The 25,076-nt window shown below is 35.4% G+C and carries 21 protein-coding genes; 14 read left to right on the top strand and 7 right to left on the bottom strand.

The genetic code is table 11. The annotated features are described in order from the left end of the window. Positions 1-8 precede the first annotated feature (8 nt). From BUE24_RS04220 to BUE24_RS04235, 4 genes are all read left to right on the top strand, one after another. Positions 9-449, top strand: a complete 441-nt coding sequence (locus tag BUE24_RS04220; RefSeq protein WP_073314468.1) for a type I restriction enzyme HsdR N-terminal domain-containing protein — start codon at positions 9-11, stop codon at positions 447-449. Positions 450-474: 25 nt separating this feature from the next. Further along, positions 475-1,467: a glycosyltransferase family 2 protein gene (locus tag BUE24_RS04225; RefSeq protein WP_073314197.1), complete on the top strand. Its 993-nt coding sequence runs from the start codon at positions 475-477 to the stop codon at positions 1,465-1,467. 100 nt (positions 1,468-1,567) lie between these two features. After that, the gene (locus tag BUE24_RS04230; RefSeq protein ID WP_073314199.1) at positions 1,568-2,434 is read left to right on the top strand and encodes an OmpA/MotB family protein; all 867 of its coding nucleotides are present in this window, start codon (positions 1,568-1,570) and stop codon (positions 2,432-2,434) included. A gap of 123 nt (positions 2,435-2,557) precedes the next feature. Next, positions 2,558-3,415: a hypothetical protein gene (locus tag BUE24_RS04235; RefSeq protein ID WP_073314201.1), complete on the top strand. Its 858-nt coding sequence runs from the start codon at positions 2,558-2,560 to the stop codon at positions 3,413-3,415. A 63-nt stretch (positions 3,416-3,478) separates the two neighbouring features. Here the strand turns inward: BUE24_RS04235 and BUE24_RS04240 are convergent, their stop codons facing one another. Beyond that, positions 3,479-4,066, bottom strand: a complete 588-nt coding sequence (locus BUE24_RS04240) for a hypothetical protein (RefSeq protein WP_073314203.1) — start codon at positions 4,064-4,066, stop codon at positions 3,479-3,481. Positions 4,067-4,305: 239 nt separating this feature from the next. Between BUE24_RS04240 and BUE24_RS04245 the strand changes: the two genes are divergently transcribed. Then, positions 4,306-5,184 (top strand): AraC family transcriptional regulator, encoded by an 879-nt coding sequence (locus BUE24_RS04245; RefSeq protein ID WP_073314205.1) that lies wholly within the window; start codon positions 4,306-4,308, stop codon positions 5,182-5,184. Positions 5,185-5,186: 2 nt separating this feature from the next. On the opposite strand, the gene BUE24_RS04250 is transcribed toward BUE24_RS04245, so the two are convergent. Both BUE24_RS04250 and BUE24_RS04255 read right to left on the bottom strand, forming a co-directional pair. Next, positions 5,187-5,807, bottom strand: coding sequence for an L-threonylcarbamoyladenylate synthase (locus tag BUE24_RS04250; RefSeq protein WP_073314207.1), 621 nt, complete (start codon positions 5,805-5,807; stop codon positions 5,187-5,189). A gap of 70 nt (positions 5,808-5,877) precedes the next feature. After that, complete coding sequence (locus tag BUE24_RS04255; RefSeq protein WP_073314209.1) at positions 5,878-8,205, bottom strand: ATP-dependent helicase; 2,328 nt, start codon at positions 8,203-8,205, stop codon at positions 5,878-5,880. A 322-nt stretch (positions 8,206-8,527) separates the two neighbouring features. Between BUE24_RS04255 and BUE24_RS04260 the strand changes: the two genes are divergently transcribed. The 6 genes from BUE24_RS04260 to BUE24_RS04285 all read left to right on the top strand — a co-directional run bounded on the left by BUE24_RS04260 (position 8,528) and on the right by BUE24_RS04285 (position 15,519). Continuing rightward, positions 8,528-8,815, top strand: a complete 288-nt coding sequence (locus BUE24_RS04260; protein ID WP_244548113.1) for a hypothetical protein — start codon at positions 8,528-8,530, stop codon at positions 8,813-8,815. A gap of 219 nt (positions 8,816-9,034) precedes the next feature. Continuing rightward, the gene (locus BUE24_RS23845; RefSeq protein WP_084549388.1) at positions 9,035-11,419 is read left to right on the top strand and encodes a PKD domain-containing protein; all 2,385 of its coding nucleotides are present in this window, start codon (positions 9,035-9,037) and stop codon (positions 11,417-11,419) included. A 137-nt stretch (positions 11,420-11,556) separates the two neighbouring features. Further along, positions 11,557-12,087, top strand: a complete 531-nt coding sequence (locus BUE24_RS04270) for a DsrE family protein (protein ID WP_244548114.1) — start codon at positions 11,557-11,559, stop codon at positions 12,085-12,087. Between the two features lie 5 nt (positions 12,088-12,092). Continuing rightward, on the top strand, positions 12,093-13,385 hold the full coding sequence (locus tag BUE24_RS04275; protein ID WP_073314213.1) for an amidohydrolase: 1,293 nt from the start codon (positions 12,093-12,095) through the stop codon (positions 13,383-13,385). Positions 13,386-13,400: 15 nt separating this feature from the next. Next, the gene (locus tag BUE24_RS04280; protein ID WP_073314214.1) at positions 13,401-14,975 is read left to right on the top strand and encodes an FMN-binding glutamate synthase family protein; all 1,575 of its coding nucleotides are present in this window, start codon (positions 13,401-13,403) and stop codon (positions 14,973-14,975) included. A 25-nt stretch (positions 14,976-15,000) separates the two neighbouring features. Then, on the top strand, positions 15,001-15,519 hold the full coding sequence (locus BUE24_RS04285; protein ID WP_073314216.1) for a DUF7935 family protein: 519 nt from the start codon (positions 15,001-15,003) through the stop codon (positions 15,517-15,519). Positions 15,520-15,626: 107 nt separating this feature from the next. Here BUE24_RS04285 and BUE24_RS04290 read toward each other — a convergent pair whose 3' ends face one another. The 4 genes from BUE24_RS04290 to BUE24_RS04305 all read right to left on the bottom strand — a co-directional run bounded on the left by BUE24_RS04290 (position 15,627) and on the right by BUE24_RS04305 (position 21,311). After that, entirely contained in the window at positions 15,627-17,234 is a 1,608-nt protein-coding gene (locus tag BUE24_RS04290; protein WP_073314218.1) for a hypothetical protein, read from the bottom strand. A 129-nt stretch (positions 17,235-17,363) separates the two neighbouring features. Continuing rightward, the gene (locus BUE24_RS04295; protein WP_073314220.1) at positions 17,364-18,287 is read right to left on the bottom strand and encodes a patatin-like phospholipase family protein; all 924 of its coding nucleotides are present in this window, start codon (positions 18,285-18,287) and stop codon (positions 17,364-17,366) included. A gap of 1 nt (position 18,288) precedes the next feature. Then, complete coding sequence (locus BUE24_RS04300; RefSeq protein WP_073314222.1) at positions 18,289-19,182, bottom strand: patatin-like phospholipase family protein; 894 nt, start codon at positions 19,180-19,182, stop codon at positions 18,289-18,291. An 8-nt stretch (positions 19,183-19,190) separates the two neighbouring features. Then, a complete protein-coding gene (locus BUE24_RS04305; protein WP_084549389.1) occupies positions 19,191-21,311 on the bottom strand; it encodes a M1 family metallopeptidase in 2,121 nt (706 codons plus the stop codon). Positions 21,312-21,413: 102 nt separating this feature from the next. Here BUE24_RS04305 and recG point away from each other — a divergent pair, with 102 nt between their 5' ends. From recG to BUE24_RS04320, 3 genes are all read left to right on the top strand, one after another. Continuing rightward, on the top strand, positions 21,414-23,516 hold the full coding sequence (recG, locus tag BUE24_RS04310) for an ATP-dependent DNA helicase RecG (RefSeq protein ID WP_073314224.1): 2,103 nt from the start codon (positions 21,414-21,416) through the stop codon (positions 23,514-23,516). A 49-nt stretch (positions 23,517-23,565) separates the two neighbouring features. Next, on the top strand, positions 23,566-24,018 hold the full coding sequence (locus BUE24_RS04315; RefSeq protein ID WP_073314226.1) for a hypothetical protein: 453 nt from the start codon (positions 23,566-23,568) through the stop codon (positions 24,016-24,018). A gap of 137 nt (positions 24,019-24,155) precedes the next feature. Beyond that, positions 24,156-25,073, top strand: coding sequence for an AraC family transcriptional regulator (locus BUE24_RS04320; protein WP_073314228.1), 918 nt, complete (start codon positions 24,156-24,158; stop codon positions 25,071-25,073). Positions 25,074-25,076: the final 3 nt, after the last annotated feature.

The following is a 25,076-nucleotide window of genomic DNA, read 5'->3' on the forward strand; positions in this document are numbered from 1 at the left end:
TCATGCAAATGCCAAAATTAAATTTTCCGGCGTATCAATTTCGATTCAAAAGTAGCGAAAATAAAGTTTCTATTTTTGACCGAATTCGTAAAAAATTTATTGTACTCACCCCGGAAGAATGGGTAAGACAACATACAGTACATTATCTGATTGAAGACAAGAAATATCCAGAAAGTTTGATGAATGTCGAAAAATTGATCAAAATACATGATCTCAACAAACGATATGATATTATTATCTACAATCCGGATGGTTCTATTCTACTAATTGTAGAATGTAAATCTAATACCGTAAAGATCACCCAAGAGGTTTTTGATCAAATCGCAAGATATAATTTGGCCCTCAAAGCACAGTATTTAATGATCACCAATGGGATTCATCATTACTATTGCCAAATGGATTATGAAAATGAGCAGTACACTTTTCTAAAAGATATTCCGGATTATTAAAAATAAAACCTATTAATTTGCATCCGTGAATGTAGCAGTAGTCATATTAAATTGGAATGGAAGATCCTTGCTAGAACGCTTCTTACCTTCGGTAGTAACATATTCTAAAGAAGCAACCGTATATGTCGCTGATAATGCTTCCAGTGATGACTCAGTAGATTTTGTTTCTAAAGCATATCCAGAAGTAAAAATAGTTCAGAATACCGAAAATGGAGGATACGCAAAAGGGTATAATGATGCACTTAACAAAATTGATGCTGATGTATATTGTTTGCTAAACAGTGATGTAGAAGTTACTGCAAACTGGTTGACTCCTATTATTAGTGCTTTTGAACAATCTGAAGATATCGCTGCCATACAACCCAAAATTTTGGATTGTAAGAAGAAAACTCATTTTGAGTATGCGGGTGCTGCAGGAGGCTATATAGACAAGCTAGGGTATCCATATTGCCGTGGTCGAATATTTGACACCATCGAGAAAGATGAAGGCCAGTACGATCAAGATGTAGATATTTTTTGGGCCAGTGGAGCCTGTTTATTTATTCGAAAGACCGTTTTTGAAGAGGCGGGTAAGCTGGATGAAGACTTTTTTGCCCATCAGGAAGAAATTGATCTTTGTTGGAGAATACAAAATATGGGGTATCGCATCCGATATATCGCAGATTCAACAATTTACCATTTGGGAGGAGCAACTTTGGATACCATGAATCCAAAGAAAACGTATTTAAACTTTAGAAACAATTTGTACCTACTTTTGAAGAATGTGAGTACAAAAAGATTGCCGGGTATTTTACTTATTAGATTGATATTAGATGGATTAGCTGCATTGAAGTTTCTTATGGAAGGAAAACCATCACATCTGGTTTCCATTTTGAAGGCGCATATCAGCTTCTACCTGAATTTTAACACTTTTATTAAAAAAGGCAAAAAACTTTCCAAAACGGGGAAATATTATTCAATTTTTTCCGTTGTATGGCAGTATTTTATTTTAAAACGTAAACATTTCGACCAATTATAAGGTTATATAATAAATTATTGTTAACGATCTCGTAATACGTCACAATTTTAATAATTTTGAGTTTATATAACCAAGAACAAGACTAAAAACAGATTTTCTAATGAAAAAAGTAATGATTATTGGCGCCTCTATGGCAGTATTATTATCTTCTTGTGTATCACAAAAGAAATTTGCTGATTTAGAAGCCAAACAAAAAGAAACTGAAGACCTATTAAATACAGCAACTGTTAAGTTAAATAGTTGTCTTGAGGAAAAAGCGAGTTCATCTTCTCAGCTTAAAGTACTTCAAGATCAAGTATCCAACCTAAAGAACCAAAATTCTGCATTATTAAATAACGTTGGAAACTTGGCTACGCTTTCTACAAAAGAGGCTGAAAACCTTGAGAAGTCTTTAGAAAGTATCAAAGAAAAAGATCTTCAGATAAAAACAATGCGTGATGCGATCACTAAAAAGGATTCGGTAACACTAGCATTGGTAACTAGCCTGAAAGGAGCTCTAGGTAACTTAGCAGACGAGGATATAGAAGTTAATGTTGAAAAAGGAGTGGTATACGTTTCTATTTCTGACAAACTTTTATTCAAAAGCGGAAGCTACAATGTATCTAGCAGAGCTCGTGAAGTATTAGGTAAAGTGGCAAAGGTTGTTAATGACAAGCCAGACATCGAGTTCTTAGTAGAAGGACATACCGATAATGTGCCAATCAAAAACAAAGTACTTCTTGACAACTGGGATCTTAGTGTAAAACGTGCTACATCTGTAGTAAGAGTATTACAAAAAGATTTCAAAGTTGATCCAAAACGTATGACTGCTGCTGGACGTAGTTACTATGTTCCTGTTTCGGACAATGCTTCTGAAGCAAACAGAGCGAGAAACAGACGTACTAGAATTGTAGTACTTCCAAAACTTGATCAGTTCTATAACATGATCGAAGATGGAATGAAAAAAGCAACGCAAGGAGGTAACTAAAAAGTTAATTCCTAATAAATACAAAAAGATCATCCACTGGATGGTCTTTTTTTGTTAGTAAAGTTTCAAAATTTAGGTAACAATTCTAGGTTTCGAAACATATACTTTAAATACATCTAAAAAATGAAAAAAACTTTATTCCCTTTATTATTTATTGTCTTAGTACATTCAACAGTAATTAGCCAAAATCAAATCATTGATCAACCACTAATTGTTCAAAATGCTGGAGATGCTATTACTTCTTTTAAGACATTAGATAACACCTGGTTATATACACAATGGCTGAATAGTTCAAATCAACGAAAAGCGTATATGGGCCTCAACAACGATCTTTCACAATTCAGATTAAATTTGGAAAACGGAGCTAACAGTTTTGTTGTTAATGGTGGTAATGTTGGAATAGGAACATATAACCCATATGCTCCTTTGCATATTAGCAGTGCTTCTGATGGTATACTTACCTTACAAAGTACCGATGATACTTGGTTATACACACAATGGCTGAACAGCACCAATCAACGTAAAGCGTATATGGGATTCAATCCAGATCTCACACAATTTCGTCTAAATTTAGAAAATGGAGCAGATAGATTTGTTATTAATGGTGGAAATGTTGGAATAGGAACATATAACCCAGGTAATTGGAAGTTAGCAGTTAATGGCCCAATTAGAGCTAAGGAGATAAAAGTAGAAACAGGTTGGTCAGATTTTGTTTTTCATGATGATTATAATTTACCTTCTATAAAAGATGTAGAAAAACATATCAAAGAAAAAGGACATCTCAAAGATATTCCTAGTGCCAAAGAAGTTGAAAAGAATGGTATTTTTCTTGGGGAAATGGATTCCAAATTACTTCAAAAAATTGAAGAATTAACACTCTACACCATTCAACAGCAAAAAGAAATTGAAAAGTTAAAATTACAGAATCAAAAACTTATCGAATTACATAACAGATTGGAGAAATTAGAAAAAGGAAAATAAAACTATACCTAATAAAAAAGGCGCTACAATATTGCAGCGCCTCTTTTTGTGGTTATAAAACAATCAAATACTAATTTCTTTTACAAATGTTCTGTCTTTAAGTGAAAAGTAGATCACATATTTTCCTGCAGGCACACCTGCAAAGTTGTAAGCTCTCTGGAAGATACTTACATTTTCATCTACATTTTCTTCCATCAACATTACCCCTTCGTTGTCATAAATAGTTACCTGAAGCGGAGACTTGTCTGTTTTGGTAAGCAATACCTTTGCAATAGCATTTTCTACCTGAACCTTTGGTTTAAAAACCGTAACCGCAGAGTTGTGGATCAAAGCAATTCCTTTTTGGTTCTTTACTACAGGTGTTACTCTTACATCGTACTCTGTTTCGGTTTCTACAAAGTAGATTCCATTTTCTACAGCACCAAGGTTAAAGTATTTTCTGTAAGCTGGCATTGCATCCAAGGTTACATTAAAAAGTATAGTCCCAGAATAATCTTTAAGATATAGTTTCTGTCCTTTACTTATATTCACTAACGATACATTGATCGTAGAAGAGTTCTCAATTTTTACAGATAAAACATCTGAAGCTTTTACAGAAGCGCTGAAAAAAATAGCACTTACAAGCAGGCATACGTTAATTACTCTTTTCATAACTTTCTAGTTTATAGTTGTTAATAATTTCTGGTACAAATGTATGGTGAGGATTTCTTCTGAAACACAACTATATTTGCATATATATATGCTATTTTAACCATATGTAGTACTGAAAAACCGTAATCAAGTTAATTTAACATATTTTTTATGGTAACTTTGCAATACTTTAACAAAAAAAATATCATATTCGTTTAAAATTGGAGTTGCAAAACTATTGTCCCTAAAATAATACGCTCATGTTAGCCAAAAATGTAAAACCGTCTTTAGAAAAAATAGTTCCAGAATTTGGTAGCTCTTTATACTACCAGACTTTCTCTGAAAAAAACAAGAATAAAGCTCCCGTGTGGCACTACCATCCGGAAATTGAAGTAGTATACGTAAACGGCGGAACCGGAAAAATGCAAATAGGAAGTCATATGTCCTACTATAGAAACGGTGCTCTTATGCTTATAGGTGCTAATCTCCCTCATTGTGGTTTTACTGATGGAATGACTGGTAACCGAAGCGAAACCATTATACAAATGCTTCCAGATTTTTTGGGAAACTCCTTTTTCGAAGTACCAGAAATGAATGCCATTGGAAAACTTCTAGAGCAGGCCAAGAAAGGGATTATTTTTCATGGTAATACCAAACGGAGAATAGGAAACCAAATAGAAGGATTAAAACATCTTGCGCCTTTCGAAAAATTGATTGGATTTCTTCAGGTATTACGAGAAATGGAAAAAACAGATGATTATACCATACTCAATGCTGAAGGCTTTATGATAGAAACCGAATTACAGGATAACAATCGTATAAACCTCATTTTCAATTTTGTTCAAGAAGAATTTCGTAGACACATTACCTTAGAAGAAATTGCAGATAAAGTAAGTATGAGTGTTCCCGGATTTTGCAGATATTTCAAAAAAGTAACCGGAAAAACATTCACCCAATTTGTCAACGAGTATCGCTTGGTACATGCAGCAAAACTATTACATGAAAAACAAACTAGCATCACAGATATCTGCTATGAAAGTGGTTTTAGTAATTTTTCTCATTTCAGTAAGTTATTTAAGCAATTTTCTGGTAAGACTCCCAGTATGTATCGCAACGAATTGAAGTATGTGATTTCGTAAATTTAGATGATATCAATCACTCCTTTGCCTTCTCGTATCAAAACAGGCTCATCTGCTGTTAGATCAATAATGGTAGAAGGTATATTATCACCATACCCTCCATCGATAACCATATCCACCAATTGATCCCATTTTTCTAATATCAATTCTGGATCTGTAGTATATTCGATAACTTCATCTTCATCATATATTGAAGTAGAAACGATTGGATTACCTAATTCTTCTACAATTGTCGTACAGATATTATTATCAGGAATTCGTATTCCCACGGTTTTCTTTTTCTTAAAAACGGTAGGCAAATTATTACTACCTGGTAAAATAAAAGTATAGGGACCGGGTAAAGTACGTTTCAAAAGTTTAAAAGTAGTATTATCAATTTGACGCACATAATCCGATAGGTTACTCAAATCTTTACATATAAATGAAAAATTGGCCTTCTCGAGTTTCACTCCTTTAATTTTGGCGATCTTTTCCAGCGCTCTATTATTGGTAATATCGCATCCCAAACCATATACTGTATCTGTTGGATAGATGATTATTCCTCCATTACGTAAACAATCCACTACTTTTTGTATTTCTCGTGGATTCGGATTTTCATTATATAGTTTTACAAATTCAGCCATAAATAGAGTGATGTCTTCTGCAAGTTACGCAATAATACTACCAAAGCATTGTAGTCAGGACAGAAAAGCGTTAAAGTACTTTTAGTTTCGCGAAGCGAAGTAATAATTTCTTAATTCCTCCTTTTTCAAAATGAATTTCGGCTTTTTTATCCTGACCAACCCCTTCAATTTTCAGTATTTTTCCTCTTCCAAACCTCATATGTTCTACGGCAACTCCTGGGATAAGCTCCTCATTAAAGAGATTAGTCTTAGGTTCTTCATCAGCACCATTCGAAATAGGTTTCAGTTTCCTCAGTTTTCTTAACTGCTCTTCATTGGGTTTATGCGCCAAAGGTGGTGTTCCCGAAACAGGTTTCTTTAACCTTAGTTTACTTTTATCTACTTCTCCAAAAATATCAGCATCGATCAAAGGCTTATATCGATACCCCTCTACCGGAGTGATATAATCTATATATTGATCGTCGATCTCTTCGATAAATCTACTAGGTTCTGCATCTACCAATTTACCCCATCGATATCTGGATTGAGTATATGTCAGATAGGCTTGTTTCTCTGCTCTGGTTAGCGCTACATAAAACAGCCTTCTCTCCTCTTCCAACTCACTTCTGGTATTCATACTCATTCCGGAGGGGAACAAGTCTTCCTCCATCCCTACTATATATACATAGGGAAACTCTAATCCTTTGGCCAAATGGATCGTCATTAATGCTACCCGATCATCATCTCCCTTATCCTGATCCAAATCGGTAGCCAGGGCTACGTCTTCGAGAAATTCTGTAAGAGAACCTGTAGCATCTGCCAACTCTCTTTGTCCTTCTACAAAATCACGAATACCATTTAATAGTTCTTCGATGTTCTCTATCCTGGCAATTCCTTCTGGAGTCCCGTCTTTTTTCAGTTCTTGAAGTAAGCCGGTTTTTTTGGCTACCATCTCAGCAATGGTAAAAGCATCAGCGGTTTCATTGGTGATTTGAAAACTCTTGATCATGTTCATAAAGTTTTCTAATCGTGTTTTTGTTCCACTATTGATTTTAAGATTAATTCGATCTAGATTCTGTATGACTTCAAAGATAGTACGATCGTAGTGATTGGCAGCAACCACAAGTTTATCAACTGTGGTAGCCCCTATCCCTCTAGCTGGATAATTAATTACCCTTTTTAGCGCTTCTTCGTCTTTAGGATTAATTACCAAACGTAAATACGCCAATACATCCTTGATTTCCTTACGCTGATAAAACGACAAACCACCATAAATACGGTATTTGATATCTCGTTTTCTAAGTGCATCTTCTATCGCTCTGGATTGAGCATTGGTTCTATATAAAACCGCAAATTGACCATTAGATAGTTGATGCTGCATTTGATTTTCAAAAATAGAACTTGCCACATATCTACCCTCATCACCATCCGTTAACAATCGATTTACGATAATTTTAGGTCCCGGTTCATTGGCGGTCCAAACCACTTTATCTAGTTTGGTTTTATTCTTATCAATGATCGAGTTGGCTGCTTCTACAATATTACGAGAAGATCTATAATTTTGCTCTAATCGATATTGTTGCACATTATCGTAGTCTCTTTGGAAATTCAGGATATTATTAATATTGGCACCACGGAACGCATAAATACTCTGAGCGTCATCTCCTACTACACAAATATTCTGAAATTTATCCGAAAGGGCACGTACAATAAGGTACTGAGAGTGGTTTGTATCCTGGTACTCGTCTACCAATATGTATCTAAATCTGTTTTGATATTTGGCCAATACATCTGGATATCTATTTAACAGCTCATTGGTTTTCAATAATAAGTCATCAAAATCCATGGCACCAGCCTTAAAACATCTTTCCACATAGTTTTGATAGATCTCCCCCATCCTTGGTCTTTTTGCCATGGCGTCTGCTTCTACCAATTCCGGATTCTGAAAATATGCTTTAACGGTAATCAGACTGTTTTTGTAAGATGAGATCCTAGAATATACCTGTTTGTATTTATAGATATCTTTATCTAACCCCATTTCTTTTATGATAGAGGCTACCAATCGTTGCGAATCTTGCGTATCGTAGATTGTAAAATTTGAAGGGTACCCTAACTTATCGGCCTCAAATCGTAAAATTTTTGCAAAAATCGAATGGAAAGTCCCCATCCATAGGTTTTTGGCTTCACTCGTGCCAACAATATCAGCAATACGTTTTTTCATTTCACGCGCCGCCTTATTGGTAAATGTCAAAGACAATATGTTAAAGGAATCCACTCCCTGATACATCAAATATGCTATACGGTAAGTAAGCACACGTGTCTTTCCTGATCCAGCTCCTGCGATCACAATCATAGGTCCTTCTTTCTGAAGAACCGGAGCCCTTTGGGCATCATTCAATTCAGCTAAATACTCTTCCAATCCTAACTATTTTTTTAAAAGCGAAATTTAATCAAATGGGTACGTTTATCGAAGCACAACTCACTTTTTTTGTAAACAAAAGACAGTCAATAACTTTAGGTGTAATCCTAGCCAAACCAAATGATCTCTATAAAAATCAATCTGCTTTCTTTTTGTTTTTATAGAGTAACATCTCATCAGCAATGCCTTCAAAAGACATATTTTTCCTACATGTTAATAAGTTTTGAATTGATTTATTAGACAAAACGCAATTTTTTAAGATAAAAATTATATATTTAAGAACTTTTAGAAGTAAACACAAACTTAATCTAAACCTAATATTATGGCCCCAACTATGAATGTTCAGATTATTGAAAAAGAACAAATTAAATTTTTGAGATTCCCAAAAGAAGATGTACTCAACAAAAGAAAAGATCAAATTGATCGGTTTCTTGAACTGCAAAGAGCCCTTTCTTTAGGAAACTTGGAACATCAAAAGGTAAAAATCATTTTTGTAGATGACAAAGGATTCAAGAAAGTAGAAACTACTATCTGGGGAATAACAGATAAAGAAGTTATCTTAAAACAATCTACTATTATTCCTTTGGAAAGAATTATCAGCATTTCTTAACCCAGATATGATATACTCCCTTTCTACCAGAAATGTAGTCCATGAAAACATAAAGGTCCATTATTTTGTGACTTATAAAGACGTATTCTCATTCAGAATACGTCTTTGCTAATTAAAATCATACAAATACTAAAAGATAAATGAATATTTGCACACTAAAACTTTATTTATATAGTTTTGCTATAAAAAGTAATCTACACCCCTTTTACTAAATAACCTATGAAAAAGAATCTTCTAGCGCGTCTAATGCTATTGACCCTACTCGTCAATGTCTTCTTAACCTATGGACAATCAAATGATCCAATTCTTATTTCTGAAAATAAAGAAACGTTCATAAACAGTATTATAAATCAAAAAAGTGATGCGACCACTAGAATAAAGATTTCTAAGAATGAATTTCTTGACTTGAAATTGAATCTTAAGAATCAAAACGGAGATAATTTATCCCTGATTGGAATTGTAAACAACGATCGTTTGTCAACATTCTCTCTAGAAAAAACGAACAATCAACTGACCGGCGAACTTTTACTAAAAGGTTCAAAAAAAGCTTATAAATTTAGTACGGACAATCAAGGAAAGGTATTTTTAACCGAAACCGATATCCATGATGTACTTTGTGTTGACTTTGAAAGTCTTGTTGTTGATGAGAAAAAAACGACTGGAGCTAGTGTAAAGATGAATCTTCAACTTGAAAGTCTACCTGGCGCAGAAGGTATCATTTACCTCGATTTTGATGGTGAAGTTGTTACTGGTACCAGATGGGTAGGTGGAGATACGATCAATGCAGAAGCGGCTAATTTTACCGATCAGCAAATTATTGAGATCTGGAAGTTAATGGCTGAAGATTTCAGACCATTTAATCTTAATGTTACCACTCGAAGAGATCTATTTGATGCCTCTCCTATCAATAGGAGGATGATGGTTATATTTACACCTACCAAAGATGCATCTCCGGATGCAGGAGGTGTTGCATATCTTCGATCTTTTTCATCAAATACGTTTGATGATCCTTGTTGGGTTTACAATATAAGATCCGTAAGAGCTGCAGGAGAAACGGGATCTCACGAAGTTGGTCATACACTAGGTTTGTCTCACGACGGACAAGGAGGTACAGAATATTATAGAGGTCATGGAACTTGGAGCCCTATTATGGGATGGAGTGTAAATAGACAAATAGGACATTGGAGTTTAGGTGAATATGAAAACGCAACTCAAAATCAAGATGATATTGCCATTATGGCGGACAATAGGAATGGTGTTGGTTTTAGAAATGATGATCATGCTGACATTATCACCGAAGCTACGTTGATTCAAGTTACCACTGATGGTGCAGTAAATGCTGATCAAAATTTTGGTTTTATCGGACAAAGAACGGACAAAGATGTTTTTTCTTTTGTAATGGAGACCGGAGATGTATCTTTTAATTTTGAACCAGATCCTAATTATCCTAATTTAAATATTCAGGCTAGAATCTTAGATGCTTTAGGAGAACAAGTTGCTTTTTCTGATCCTTCTGGCCTAAGTGCATCAATAAGCACCAATTTACCTGGCGGAACATATTTTATAGAAATTGATGGAGTGGGCGAAGGAAACACTTTCGAAGGGTATTCTGACTATTCTTCTTTAGGAAGTTATTACATTTCAGGAAATTATATTCCTGGAGATAATAATCAACCACCTGTAGCTAATTTTGAAGGAACCAAAATGGGATGCTCTCTAGTAGAATTTAAAAATCTATCCATCAATAGAGTAAATTCGTATTTATGGGATTTTGGAGATGGAAATACTTCTAACGAACAAAATCCATCACACACCTATGAAACTGCAGGAAACTACACAGTCACTCTTACCGTTACCAATGATGTTGGGGCCAATACCAATGAAAAAAATAACTTTATTGAAATCAATATACCAGATGTACCAACAGGTGATGATCAAAATATTTGCCCTGGAGAATCGGTAACATTAAGTGTATCCGGAAATAGTGATTTCACTTGGTATAGTGAAGCTACGGGGGGAATAGCCCTTGGTTTTGGTGCCGAATTTAATACTCCAGAACTTGATGCTACACAAACCTATTATGTAGGTGGTTCTATTGGTCAATGTAATACTGAGACCCGAACAGAAATTAGAGCTGTAGTAGTACCATTACCTGAATCCCCAACAATCAGCGTTAATGAAGCACAACGTCTATCCGTACCGGCCCAGTATACTAACTATCAGTGGTATTTGGATGGTGAAGCCCAAGAAAGTAGTGATCAGGCCGAATACCTGCCGCAACAAATTGGTGAGTATACCGTAGAGGTATTCAACGAAGCCGGATGTAGTGTAGTTTCTGCTGCGTTTACAGTAGATCGATCGCAACTTAATTTAAGTTTAGATAATAGAGAATTTTCTTTCTTTCCTAATCCTCTTAAAGCAGATCAGTTATTCAATATTGAAGGAATAACTGCAAACGATTTTGATCTTCGTATTGTAGATGTTTTAGGGCAAATTGTGTATCAATCTGAGCCCAATGCTATTTTGGATCTTAACGATTTAACATCAGGCCTTTATTTTATATTAATTAATAATGAGTCTATAGGAAAATTCGTGAAACAATAGATAAACAAAACCTTATTTAAGAAAAGTCCGTTAACTCTTTTAGTTAATGGACTTTGTAATTTTAAAAACATTCTAAATTGGATTTTAACTTTGCTTTAATAGATTTTTGAATATCTTTAGAAATCAAAACACAAAACTTGAAAAACAGATTATCAACTTTCTTAATTTTCCTTTTTCCACTTCTAATGTTTGCTCAAAAAAAAGGACAGATTATAACGGATTTTGGAAAAACCTTTGAAGTAATAAACCCCGATTTTAAAACTGATCTCAAAAACGAATTGAAAGTCGTTTTTGATGTAGGAAGAAGTTTTAAGGATACCACAAAAGTAAATCCACTTATTAATACCGCTGCTAGGTATTTAAACATGCATGTTGATGCGGGAGTGCCTAAAGATAAATTAAGTGTAGCTATAGTAATTCATGGTGCTGCAGCTAATGACATCCTTAGGAATGAAAAATACAGAAGTCGTTTTGGTATCGAAAATCCGAATGCGAAATTAATTACAGATCTTCATAACAATGGTGTACAAATTATACTTTGTGGACAAACAGCAGCGTACCGAGGAATAGAAAGAAGTGATGTGCTTCCTGAAATACAACTTGCTTTATCTGCCATGACTGCTTTGGTACAATTACAAAACGAAAACTACAGACTTATTAATTTCTAATTATAATGAAAACAAACACACTCTCATTTTTAACTGCTCTTTTGTTAGGGTTCTGCTCTATGCAAGCGCAACAAATGGATGCCGACATAGAAGCCATGGCAGAAAAAATAGAATCGAAGGTAATTGAATGGCGGAGAGATTTTCATCAAAACCCCGAATTGTCTAATCGAGAATTCGAAACCGCAAAAAAAATAGCGGAACATTTAAAAAACTTAGGTCTAGAAGTATCTGAAAATATTGCAAAAACAGGAGTCGTTGCCGTATTAAAGGGAGACAACCAAGGTAAAACTATAGCGCTACGAGCTGATATTGACGCACTACCCGTTACTGAAAGAGCAGATGTTCCTTTTAAATCTACTGTAAAAACCACTTTTTTGGATACTGAGGTTGGTGTAAGTCATGCATGCGGCCATGATACTCATACTGCTATATTAATGGGAGTTGCAGAGATATTATCCAATCATAAGGACAAAATAAATGGAACAGTAAAATTCATTTTTCAACCTGCAGAAGAAGGCCCTCCTCCAGGTGAAGAAGGAGGTGCTAAGCTAATGATCAAAGAGGGTGTACTCAAAAATCCTGATGTCGATGCAATTTTTGGATTGCATATCAATTCAGGTACTCCTGTAGGCAAAATACGTTACAAATCGGGTGGAACAATGGCTGCAGTAGAACGTTTTGTAATTAATGTAAAAGGAAAACAAACTCATGGTTCGGCACCCTGGAGCGGAGTAGATCCTATTCTAATTTCTGCAAAAATTATAGATGGTTTGCAAACCATTATTAGTAGAGAATCCCCATTAGTAAATGAAGCAGCAGTGATCACCGTTGGAAAAATCACCAGTGGTGTACGTTTTAATATTATCCCTGAAAGTGCAGAGCTTATCGGTACGGTAAGAACATTAGCTCCTCCTATGAGGGCGTTAATCATCCGTAGAATGAAAGAAATGGTCCCTGCGATTGCTAAAGCATACGGAGGTGAAGCTACCATAAGCTTTCAAAATAACACTTCTATTACCTATAATGATCCAGATCTAGTAAAAAAAATGTTGCCTACCATTCAGAAAGTTGCAGGCAAAGAAAATGTCTTATTGTCAAAGGCAACGACAGGTGGCGAAGACTTCTCGTATTTTCAGGAAGTGGTACCTGGTTTTTATTTCTTCTTAGGGGGCATGAGTCCTGACACAGAAAAAGCTCCGGCACACCATACTCCAGATTTTTATATCGACGAAAGCGGGCTCGTACTTGGAGTAAAAGTAATGTCGCAATTAACTATAGATTATCTTAACGCTCAATAAATAACGCAACTACTTATGGAAAATATTCTTAATTTTTTAGGTTCGATATCGTGGTGGATATGGATTATTATCGCACTATTTCTTGTCGCCATAAGAGATATATTTTTCAATAAAAAACATACAATTAGTCATAACTTTCCTATTGTTGGTCACTTACGATATTTACTGGAAAGTATTGGCCCAGAAATCAGACAGTACTTTGTTGCCAACAATAGAGAGGAATTACCCTTTAATCGTATAGAAAGAGGCTGGGTTTATGCATCTTCAAAAAATGAAAACAACTACGAAGGCTTTGGTACAGATAGAGACATCTATTTACACCAACATCTATTTGTAAAAAACTGTATGATTCCTTTTAAAGCGGACAAAGAACATCCAAATGCAAAGGATAAAAGTTTTTTGCCATGCGCAAAGGTAATGGGACTTCATAATAAGCGTAGAAAACCATATCGACCAGGATCTGTGATTAATGTTTCTGCTATGAGTTTTGGTTCTTTATCGGCTAGAGCTGTCGAATCCCTAAACATTGGTGTTCAAAAAGCGAATGCATATCATAATACAGGTGAAGGAGGACTTTCTCCCTATCATAGTAATGGTGGAGATGTCGTTTTTCATTTTGGAACTGGATATTTTGGTGTAAGAGATAAGGATGGGAATTTTTCTATGAAAAAAATGAAAGAATTGATAGAGAAGAATCCTTTTATCAGAGCCATCGAAATCAAACTTTCTCAAGGAGCTAAACCGGGTAAAGGAGGTGTTCTGCCTGGTGCTAAAATTACTCCTGAAATTGCAAAAATCAGAGGTGTGGAACAAGGCAAAGATGTGCTCTCCCCCTCTACTCACACTGCTTTTTCGGATGTTCCAGAGCTTCTACAATTCATTGAAGATATTGCAGAAGAAACTGGTCTACCCGTAGGAATTAAGGCTGCAATTGGTAAAACTGAGCAATGGGAACTACTAGCACAACTGATGGTAGAAAGTGGAAAAGGCCCTGACTTTATTACTATTGATGGTGGTGAAGGAGGAACAGGAGCTGCTCCTCCAAGTTTTGCAGATCACGTATCCTTACCATGGGTGTATGGTTTTACGGCAATTTATAAGATTTTTCAGAAACATAAGCTTGACGAACGTATCGTATTTATTGGAAGTGGTAAGTTAGGATTTCCTGCAAAAGCTGCAATGGCATTCGCTATGGGGGTGGATTGTATAAATGTTGCCAGAGAAGCCATGCTAAGTATCGGATGTATCCAAGCCCAAATATGTCATACCAATAAATGCCCTAGCGGAGTGGCAACTCAAAGCAAATGGTTGCAAAAAGGAATTGATATTCCTTTAAAATCTGATCGTCTTGCGCAATATTTTAAAACATTTCGAAAAGAATTTATTGAAATCACACATGCCTCTGGCTATGAACACCCATGCCAATTCACTATGCAAGATGTTGATTTGAATGTAGATGACGGTGAACTAACCAAAACTCTGGAAGAATCGTTTCGATATACCAAAACACCGGTCGCATATACCTGTGCACAAGATTTAAAAGAATGTACGTATCTTGGCGGTCATTACCAAAAACTGATTCACGAATAACAATTAAAAAATATTTCTATTACCAATGGATTTTGATATCGTACCTTTACTTATATCTCTGATACCCGCCACACTAATTACTATTATAGCGCTGTATTTTTTCAAGTTACATACCAGTAATGAAGAGGGACGTCGTAGATTTTTATTACATCGAGAAAATCAAAAACAAGCACTACCTCTTCGTTTACAGGCTTATGAACGTATGGCTTTATTTCTTGAACGTATTTCTCCTGGTAAATTATTAACTAGAATGGCTCCTGTTGGAGATGAAAAAGAGCAATACATTTCGTTATTAGTACATACCATCGATCAAGAATTTGAGCATAATCTCACCCAGCAAATTTATGTTTCTGATGAATGCTGGAATACCATTAAAACTGCAAAAAATACTACCATAGCAATGATCCGAAAAGTTGGATTGAAACCCGAAGTAGATTCTGCAGATAAGCTTAGAGAAGTTCTTCTAACAGAAATTATAGAAAAAGGATCCCCTAGTGATGCTGCACTAACGGGCATCAAGACAGAAATTAGTGAATTGTTTTAATTTCTATAGTATCTGATATATCAATTAGAGACAAAAAATCAAAGAAGCCATCCCTTAAAAAGGATGGCTTCTTTTTATGTTATTAATTATACGTACAGCAAAAAATATTAATGAACATGTGATAAAACAGAATCATAGTATTCCTTAATTGAATCCCTATTATCAGTAATGGTTTTTAATGCTTCATCTTTTTGTTTAGTCGTTTTAATCGCTTGCCAGATTTCCATACTAGCTCCAAAAACTCCAGCGATAGCACCTACTCCAGCAGAAATCTTATCGCAAGTAGTCATTGTTTTAGTCCAACGACCTTCCATACCTTCAGGTATTGGATCTCCTTCAATTGCATTCCACGATGTTTTTATAGAATTGTAATTTTTATACACGTTGTACGATAACTTAGCTCCAAAAACTACAGTTCCGATAATAGCTCCTACCAACTGCGCGACTTCTTGACTTATTTCTGTCATTGCTTCGGTAGCTTGTTTAATTTCCGTAGGGTTTTCAGCAGATACAACGGCATATAACTTATCTCCCAAATTAGGTAATTTGGCAGCCAAATCGTTAGTGTCGATACATAGTTTTTTAACGGCATCAAACAATTGGTCATCTGTCAATCCAGGTGTTTTTACATCAATAACATAAATTAATGAGTACAGACTTGAGTCTCCTCTGTAACTAGCCATACCGGCATTTAAACGACCTAAAGTTAAGATTTCAGCAGATCTAGCATCATTCCAAACTTTAGCAGGCGCCAATTCTGGCTGTTGATCTATGGTTGTTTTAAGACTATTTGCTTCTGTAACAATTTTTGGTCCTTTCTTTTCCAGATCTATTTCTAATCCTAAGGCGGTTGCCATAGTTGCCAAGGCAGCTCCATCACAAATCACAGAAACCAAGGGGAAGAATGAAAAAATGGACCCAGCGGCCATTGCTGCTTGCGATGCTGCCATTAAACTTTGTTCTGCAATTTCTTCATCAAAGAAAGATGATACATCTGAGTACACTTTGTTATAAACCCGGTCAATTGCTGCATGCACTTGATCAAGAGATAAACTGTTTAAACTAGGTGTTTGTCGATATGCAGTAATTGCATTACGGATCATCGTTTCTGCTTCACTTTGTGTTACTTTGGTGATAATTGTGGATTGTCCGCTAAGCAAAACACCTAAGATTTCTAGCATATTTACCAAAGCATTTACAAGTATCCTTTTATCAGCATCACTAGCAGGTGGCAACACGCTTTTCGCAGTAGTTTTTACATTCTCTACTGTAATATTCTCCGTTTGATACTTTGCAAAACCAAAATACCCTTGAATAGGAATCGTATCATTGCTATAGGTTGCTTTGGCATATGGCTTCCCATTTATAGAATACGTTGCAGATGTACTATCAATACTACAAGAAACAGAGAATTTAGCCCCCACAGCAGGTTTAAACGGTGGTGACAGTCGATCTACTTTTGGAAAATCACGAAATAAATCGGTTCTAAAGGTAAAATCATCACGATGTGGCGATGCATACCAAGATAAAGCATCACAAGAGGCACTGTCCCATTCGGATCTAGTGAAGGAAAAGCATGGTAAAAACTCATCTGACTCACTACCGCAAATTACATCGTAGCTAATAGTTGCAGGAAGCGTGTACATGTCTGGCAACCAAACATATTGATCTGTAATCTTAAAAGACTCTGGAATTTTTGTTGGTAATACTTGCATAATATATTTGTTTTTGGTTATACACAAATATCCATATCACCAAAGCCTCATACCAGAGAGTAAATCACTATTTTAACAAAATTGGTATAATTACTGAGAACAAAATATTTAACCATTGAAAGAGCAGGTTTATCCCGCCATATCAATATCCTTAAGTTTATTTTCTTCGGCTTGCTTAGCCTTTTGTTCGGCATATTCAAAACCTTGACGCCACCAGCTACGCATTAATTTTTTATTGAAGACCAAAGAATTCTCGGTAAGTTTTGAAGGAGTGTAATATAAGTTGAGAGGAACGTCTTTGTTTACTGCTGCCAGCTTACCCAGAACGGTATCATGTCCTTCTACCTGATCCAACATATATCCAAACAAGTTGACCATCAAAGAAAATGGATTTTTACCTAATACTTTGTTATGCTCCATATTCTCGGATTCCAGAATAATAGCATCTACTTCTGTTGCCCCTCTCTTTATGGCTTCTCTAATAGGAACCATGCATCCAAATCCTCCATCGGCATACTCACAACCATTTTTGGTAGCTAAGCTCATAAAAGGAATATAATTGCAAGAAATCCAGATCCAATCACAAAAATCCTCATAAGAAAAATCGTTGATCGATTTGTATTCCGTTTTACTTTTGGTAAGATTAGAAACGGTGACTACTACATCCTCTACACGTTCCTGTGCCATTCTAAATTCTAATTCGGTAAAATTTCTTCGTATGGCCCGGCGTAGATTTTTACTTTCACCAAATGTTCTTTTCAACTTGATAAATTGCCACAACGAAGACAAAAAATTAATAGAAACGAATTCTCTGTTTCCTTTTCTACGTACTCGAAAAGGATTTACATTAAAAATCGTTCGTTGATTCACGTTAGTGTAAATATCATAGACCTTCTCGACATTGCCCAACGCCAATTGTGGAATTAATAAACTCCCGGTAGAAGTTCCCAAAAACAAATCGTATTTCTTTCCTTGTTCCTGAATTAAATATTGAGCAACGCCTCCTGCATAGGCTCCTTTACTTCCTCCTCCTGATATAACTAGGGCTTTCATATTACAGTCTATTAGATAGGTTCTTTTGTTTTGCAAATTTGTAGCCTCTTGTCCACCATTCTGTCATTTTTTCTTTATCAAAAATCAACGAATTTGTAGTTAACACTGTAGGCGTATAATACAAATCCATAGCTACATTGTATTCTTTTGCCTGAAATTTGCCAATTCTAATATTTTGATGTTCGATTTGGTCCATCATAAAATTTACCATATTGGTAATCAGAGAAAATGGGTTTTTGGTAGGCATACGATTGAGGTAATTCACTTCGGTCTCCAAAACAATTACATCCAGTTCTGTTGCTCCTCTACGGATGGCCTCTTCTATAGGTACCATAGATCCCAGTCCTCCATCTACATAATCACAATTATTTTTACGTACTAAACTCATAAAAGGTGGGTAATTGCATGAAATCCAGATCCAATCCAAAAAATCTTCATACTCACATTCTTTAACGGACTTATACTCTACTTTATTTGTAGAAAGGTTAGTAACTGTTACGATTACCTCTGGGTAATTGAACTTCAAAGTTTCAAAAAAGGTTTCCGAGATAGCAGATTCAATGAGATCCCTAAGGTTTCGGCTATCCCCAAAAGACTTTCGTTTCTTTAGTAAATTACGAAGTACATTAAAATGATTGATACTAATATTGGTATATCCCCTTTTCTTTTTAACGATAAATGGACAGTTTCTAAATATCGAAGATTGGTTTACTGAAGTGTAGAACTTTTTGATCTCTTCAATCTTGGAGAGTGCTAAATGAGATACCAACAAACTACCAGTAGAAGTACCTATAAAAAGATCGTACTTCCTTCCTAAATCGTTAATTAGGTACTGTGCAACTCCTCCGGCAAAGGCTCCTTTGCTTCCTCCACCAGAAATTACCAATGCTCGCATATTTTACATTATGGGGTTAATTTTTTTTGTAAAAAATCCTGTTGATTTTTTGGTAAACTATTCTTTAAATCTACATATTTCTTTCGATATTTTTCTTCTTTCAAGAGTTTATCTAAAATTTTTCGACACGAATTTCTAAAACGCCAATTGTGATGCGTAGCACCATCTACCAGATCTATCATAGAATGCTCTGAAAACGCCTGTAAACTCTCCAAATAGGCAAATGCATTTTCTCTTGTACTAAAATTATATTTGGATGAAGTGTAACCTGATAATTCTTGAAAAAAACCTTGATGATTTTGCGTTTGATACTCTTGGGTGCTTAATGCTAAAACCAACCATAGAATCCTCACATTTTTATCATTAAACCCTATAATCTCTTTGGTGCTTTCCAAATATTCACTTCGTTTTTCTGGGAAATTTGCCCACAAATGGTACAATGCAGGTTCTATGGTAGCATACGAATCATCTTTTAGTAATGACTCGTATTGTTCCTGTAACCCTTTGGGTATTTTGCTCAAGGTACTTGCTATAGCTTGTCTAACAAATATATTGTTCGTTTCGAATGCCTGATCGTATAGAGCGATTACTTCTGGAGAGGTATCTCCTGCCAGTTGATACACTACTTCCTGTCCGATATAATCATTAACCGGGAAATCAAGTGATTTTGCAAGCGTTCCCCATTTACCAGCTATAGGTTGTGTACGCTCTTGGGCTAAGCCGAGGTACTTTTTGATAAAAGCTGATTTGGTTAATATGTCCAAAGCGTGTTGGGATGGAAACTCAATGTTTTCTAACCATAAGGTCACAAAATCATCTAATTCTTTACCAGATACTTCTTCAGCAATATCAAAAAAGTTCTCCGTCTCGACATTCTTGAACTTATACTTTTCTAGAAAGTTATGTATTGTAATCTTAAAACTGGTATCTCCTATAAGATCCCGAAGCGCATATAACACCCAAGCTCCTCGTTGATAGAACGTCAATGAACTTGCTTTGGGGTCCAACAATGAAGTAGCTTGTTTTGACTTTGATAATTCTGTAAGCTGCTCTGCACTTTCATACAATTTGTATAAAAAATAATCTTCTCCAAAAATATCCTTCTCTATCAAAAGCGCATAATAGGTAGCAAAGCCTTCTTGCAACCAATGGTGTGTCCCTTCGGTTTCGGTAATCAAATCACCAAACCATTGATGTGCAAGTTCGTGAGCGTTTACATTGATGTAGTTTCTATCAACAAATGCGATCTCATCTACTAGAAAAGCATCAGAGAAAATGGTGGTTCCCGTATTTTCCATACCTGCATATAGAAAATCCTTAACAGGTATTTGTTTATAATTCTGCCATGGATAAGCATATCCTATTTCTTCTTCCAAGAAATCAAACATGCGCTTACTGTGCTTATACGTAGACTCAAATTTGTCTTTTACTTCAGGATAAAAGTACATTTCCAACGGGATACCACTGGCAGATGTTTCTACCACCTTTTCATATTTTCCAGCAGCAAACGCTAACAAATAACTACTCATTGGGGCTTTCATATCATACTGCCAACGATTAACTGAATCATTGATAGCTTCCATTTTTTCAAGCTTACCATTTGCTATTACCTCAAAACCTTTTTTATAATCGATAGTAAGATCAAATTCTACCTTTTCATTCATATCGTCAAAACTAGGTACCCAATTTGAAGAATATTTCCCTTGGCCCTGAGTCCAAATCTGATGATTTCCGGAATAATCCTTAACAAAATACAATGCTTTTGTGGGTGAAGCAGTATAACTCACCGATACTTTGTGGGTATTACCTTCTTTAAAATCTGATTGAACTAGGATTTTGGAATCATCGTAATCAAATTTGACTTCTTTGCCGTCTAAAGCAACTGAATTGATCGTCATTTTTTGAGCATCAATCCAAAAAGACGGTGTATTACTTACTACCTCAAAGTCGTATGTTACCATACCTTCAATTTGTTTCTGCTCTGGAAATAAGGAAATCCTAACTTTTGCATTGCTAAAATCTACAGAAGGTTGTGCCTTTGAACTTATTTTTTTGACACTTGTGCCCGTTTCTTGAGCAAAAAGGGACAGTGAAAAAATGGTACACAACGTATATATAAAAAGCCTCATAAAATTGGTAAATCAAATGTTTTGCCAAAATAACGAATTTACAGCAGCATTGTGACAATTTTGGCATTGAACAATATGCCAATAAGTACTATATTCGTCCTAATGAATACTAATATCTTACAAACACCAATAGATTACTTAAAAGGCGTTGGACCTTCTCGCGCGGATCTTTTGCGTTCAGAATTAGGAATTCATACCTATCAGGATTTGATCAATTTGTTTCCGAACCGATATATTGACAAAACTCATTATTACAAGATCAATCAATTGCAAAGAACTTCTGCCGAAGTACAAATAGTAGGTAAAATTGTTCATATCAAAACCGTAGAGCAAAAAAGAGGGAAACGTCTTGTTGCCAAATTTATTGATGATACTGGAGAGATGGAGCTGGTTTGGTTTAGAGGACACAAATGGATTCGAGAAAATCTGAAACTCAATACACCTTATGTAATTTTTGGTAAAACAAAATATTACAATGGGTATAGCATGCCTCATCCAGAAATGGAACTGCTCGCAGAACATGAGCAAAACCTGAGAACGGTTATGCAACCGGTATATCCTTCAACAGAAAAATTATCGAATAAAGGTATTACCAATCGGGTGATCATGAAGATGATGCAGCAATTGTTTGTAGAAACCAAAGTGCGTTTTTATGATACACTTTCTAAAGAAATTCTGGAGGAGTTAAAATTGATTTCAAAAAGTGAAGCCATTTTTAATGTGCATTTTCCAAAAAGTCAGGAATTGCTGTCCAAGGCTCAATACCGACTTAAATTTGAAGAGCTATTTTATATTCAACTTCAGTTAATCACCAAAAAACTGATTCGCAAACAGAAAATAAAAGGATATCCCTTTACAGAAGTGGGTACTTATTTTAACACGTTCTACAAAGAGCATTTACCTTTCGAATTGACCAATGCTCAAAAAAGAGTGATTAAAGAAATTCGAAATGATATTGGTAGTAGTGCACAAATGAATCGATTGCTACAAGGAGATGTGGGTTCGGGGAAAACGATTGTAGGACTAATGGCCATGTTATTGGCGATCGATAATGGTTTTCAGGCTTGTTTGATGGCTCCTACTGCTATTTTGGCAAACCAACACTATCAGGGGATTACAGAGCTTACCAAAGACATGGATATCAATGTAAAGCTGTTGATGGGGAGTTCTACTGCCAAAGAACGAAAAATAATACATCAAGAATTAGAAGACGGATCTCTACATATACTAATCGGCACTCATGCTGTTTTGGAAGATAAAGTACAATTCAAAAATTTAGGATTGGCCATTATCGATGAACAGCATCGATTTGGGGTAGCACAACGTTCAAAACTATGGCATAAAAATGATTATCCTCCTCATGTCTTAGTAATGACCGCTACACCCATACCCAGGACGTTGGCGATGAGTTTATATGGAGATTTGGATATTTCGGTTATTGATGAATTACCACCAGGTCGAAAAGCCATCAAAACAGTGCATCGATATGATAGTAACCGACTAAAGGTATTTAAATTTATTGCTGACGAAATCCAAAAAGGAAGACAGATCTATATAGTATATCCATTGATACAAGAGTCTGAAGCCATGGATTATAAAGATCTGATGGATGGATATGAGAGTATAGCCCGCTCCTTCCCTATGCCTAACTATCAGATTTCTATTGTACATGGTAAAATGAAACCTGCCGACAAAGACTATGAGATGGAACGTTTTGTAAAAGGTGAAACTCAAATTATGGTCGCAACAACAGTAATTGAAGTTGGCGTAAATGTGCCTAATGCAAGTGTTATGATTATCGAAAGTGCAGAGCGTTTTGGGCTGTCACAATTGCATCAATTGCGAGGAAGAGTGGGACGAGGTGCAGAACAAAGTTATTGTATCCTTATGACCAGTCACAAATTATCATCAGACAGCAAGACAAGACTGGAAACCATGGTAAGAACCAATGATGGATTTGATATTGCCGAAGTTGATCTTAAACTTAGAGGACCTGGAGATATTATGGGGACGCAGCAAAGCGGTGTTTTGAATCTGAAAATAGCAGATATTGTAAAGGACAACGAGATTTTAAAAACAGCTCGGTACTACGCCATGAAAGTGTTAAAAGAAGACCCTTCTTTGGCCTTGGACAAAAACAAAGTACTGCTCTACACCTATCAGCAAATGGCGAAACATAAGAATATCTGGAACTACATCAGTTAGTCTATCATAAATCACTTACTCTTCCGTTATTATACATAAATGAATTAGTATGCGATTTTTATTTGTTCTTACACTAGGTTGCCTTTTATATTCTACTCCTAATTTTGCACAACATCTTGACGAAAAGGATTGGTCTACCCTTTCAGATCTGGCATCATCAGGAAACATGTCTTCTTTTAATTCACATTTAAAACAAAGAAATTTCTTAGAAGTACAAGAACCGAATGAAAAGTATGTTTTTTACCAATGGAATCAGGAAAGTCCTTATTTTTATGGTGTTCGCATCAACAAGAAAACCAAACAAGTCGCGTATCTCACCAATGATAATAATTATGTACTTAAGTTGTTATCCAAATTTTTGACCAAGTATACCCTATCCAAATCTGATAAAAAAGACAACGCTACTACCCATGTTTTTCAGGCTCCAAATAAGGTATTGGCGATCAAACTAGACACAAAAGACAAAGCAGGGACACATTTATTAATTGCCTCTAATAATTAAAAATAAATTGATAAGAGAATTCTAAATGCTTCTTAGCCATATTTAATTCTTATTTTGGTCTTGGATTTTTTATATACAATTCCTGATATTTGAGGACATTGTTGACTTCCTTACCAACCATTACAAATAAGAAAACTTTGGATACTATTGAATCACAAAATGATTACGTTAAAAGAATAAATAATGTATTTGTTTATATCGATAACCATTTGGACTCTCCCCTTTCTTTAGAATCTATAGCCACTATTGCGCACTATTCTCCTTTTCATTTTCATAGAGTATTTAAATTGATTACAGGAGAACCCCTGAACGCGTACATCACTCGAAAACGAATCGAAAAAACGGCAGCCTTGCTCTCTCGTCGAAAAGACATTTCAATTACCGATATATATACTCGATATGGTTTTGGTAGCAGCTCTTCGTTTTCGAAAGCATTCAAGAAATTTTATGGAATAAGCCCTTCTCAATTCAGAGAACAAACACCTAGCAAATATAGCAAGATAAGGAAAGTCAAAAGCAAGAATGGACAACAAGAGCTTCTATTCGAAGAATACATTTGTAACACTATTAATCTTAAAAAATGGGTTACCATGAACGCAAAAATAGAAGTAAAAGAAATGCCACAAACCGAACTAGCCTATGTAACCGCTATAGGCGCTAAAAACTTAGGAAAAGCTTATGACAGTTTGATGAAATGGGCAATTCCCAAAGGGTTGTTAGATATTCAGGAAACAAAAGTGATCACTATTTATCATGATAGTTTTAAAATTACTGCTCCAGATAAAGTACGAATGAGTGCTTGTATTGCTATTGATGGTTCCGTAAAATTAGGTAATGAAATGGGACGCATACAGATCCCTAATAGCAGATGTATTGTTGGTAGTTATACCATTGGTGTAGAAGAGTTTGAGAAAGCATGGACGGGCTTATTTGTATGGATGAATGAAAATGGATACAAAAAGGCAGCGCAAGATCCTTATGAAATCTACCATAATAACTTTAATGAGCATCCAGAAAAAAAGTGTGTCGTAGACTTTTGTATTCCGGTGGAATAAGTA

Source organism: Aquimarina spongiae, from assembly GCF_900141785.1.
GTDB lineage: Bacteria > Bacteroidota > Bacteroidia > Flavobacteriales > Flavobacteriaceae > Aquimarina > Aquimarina spongiae.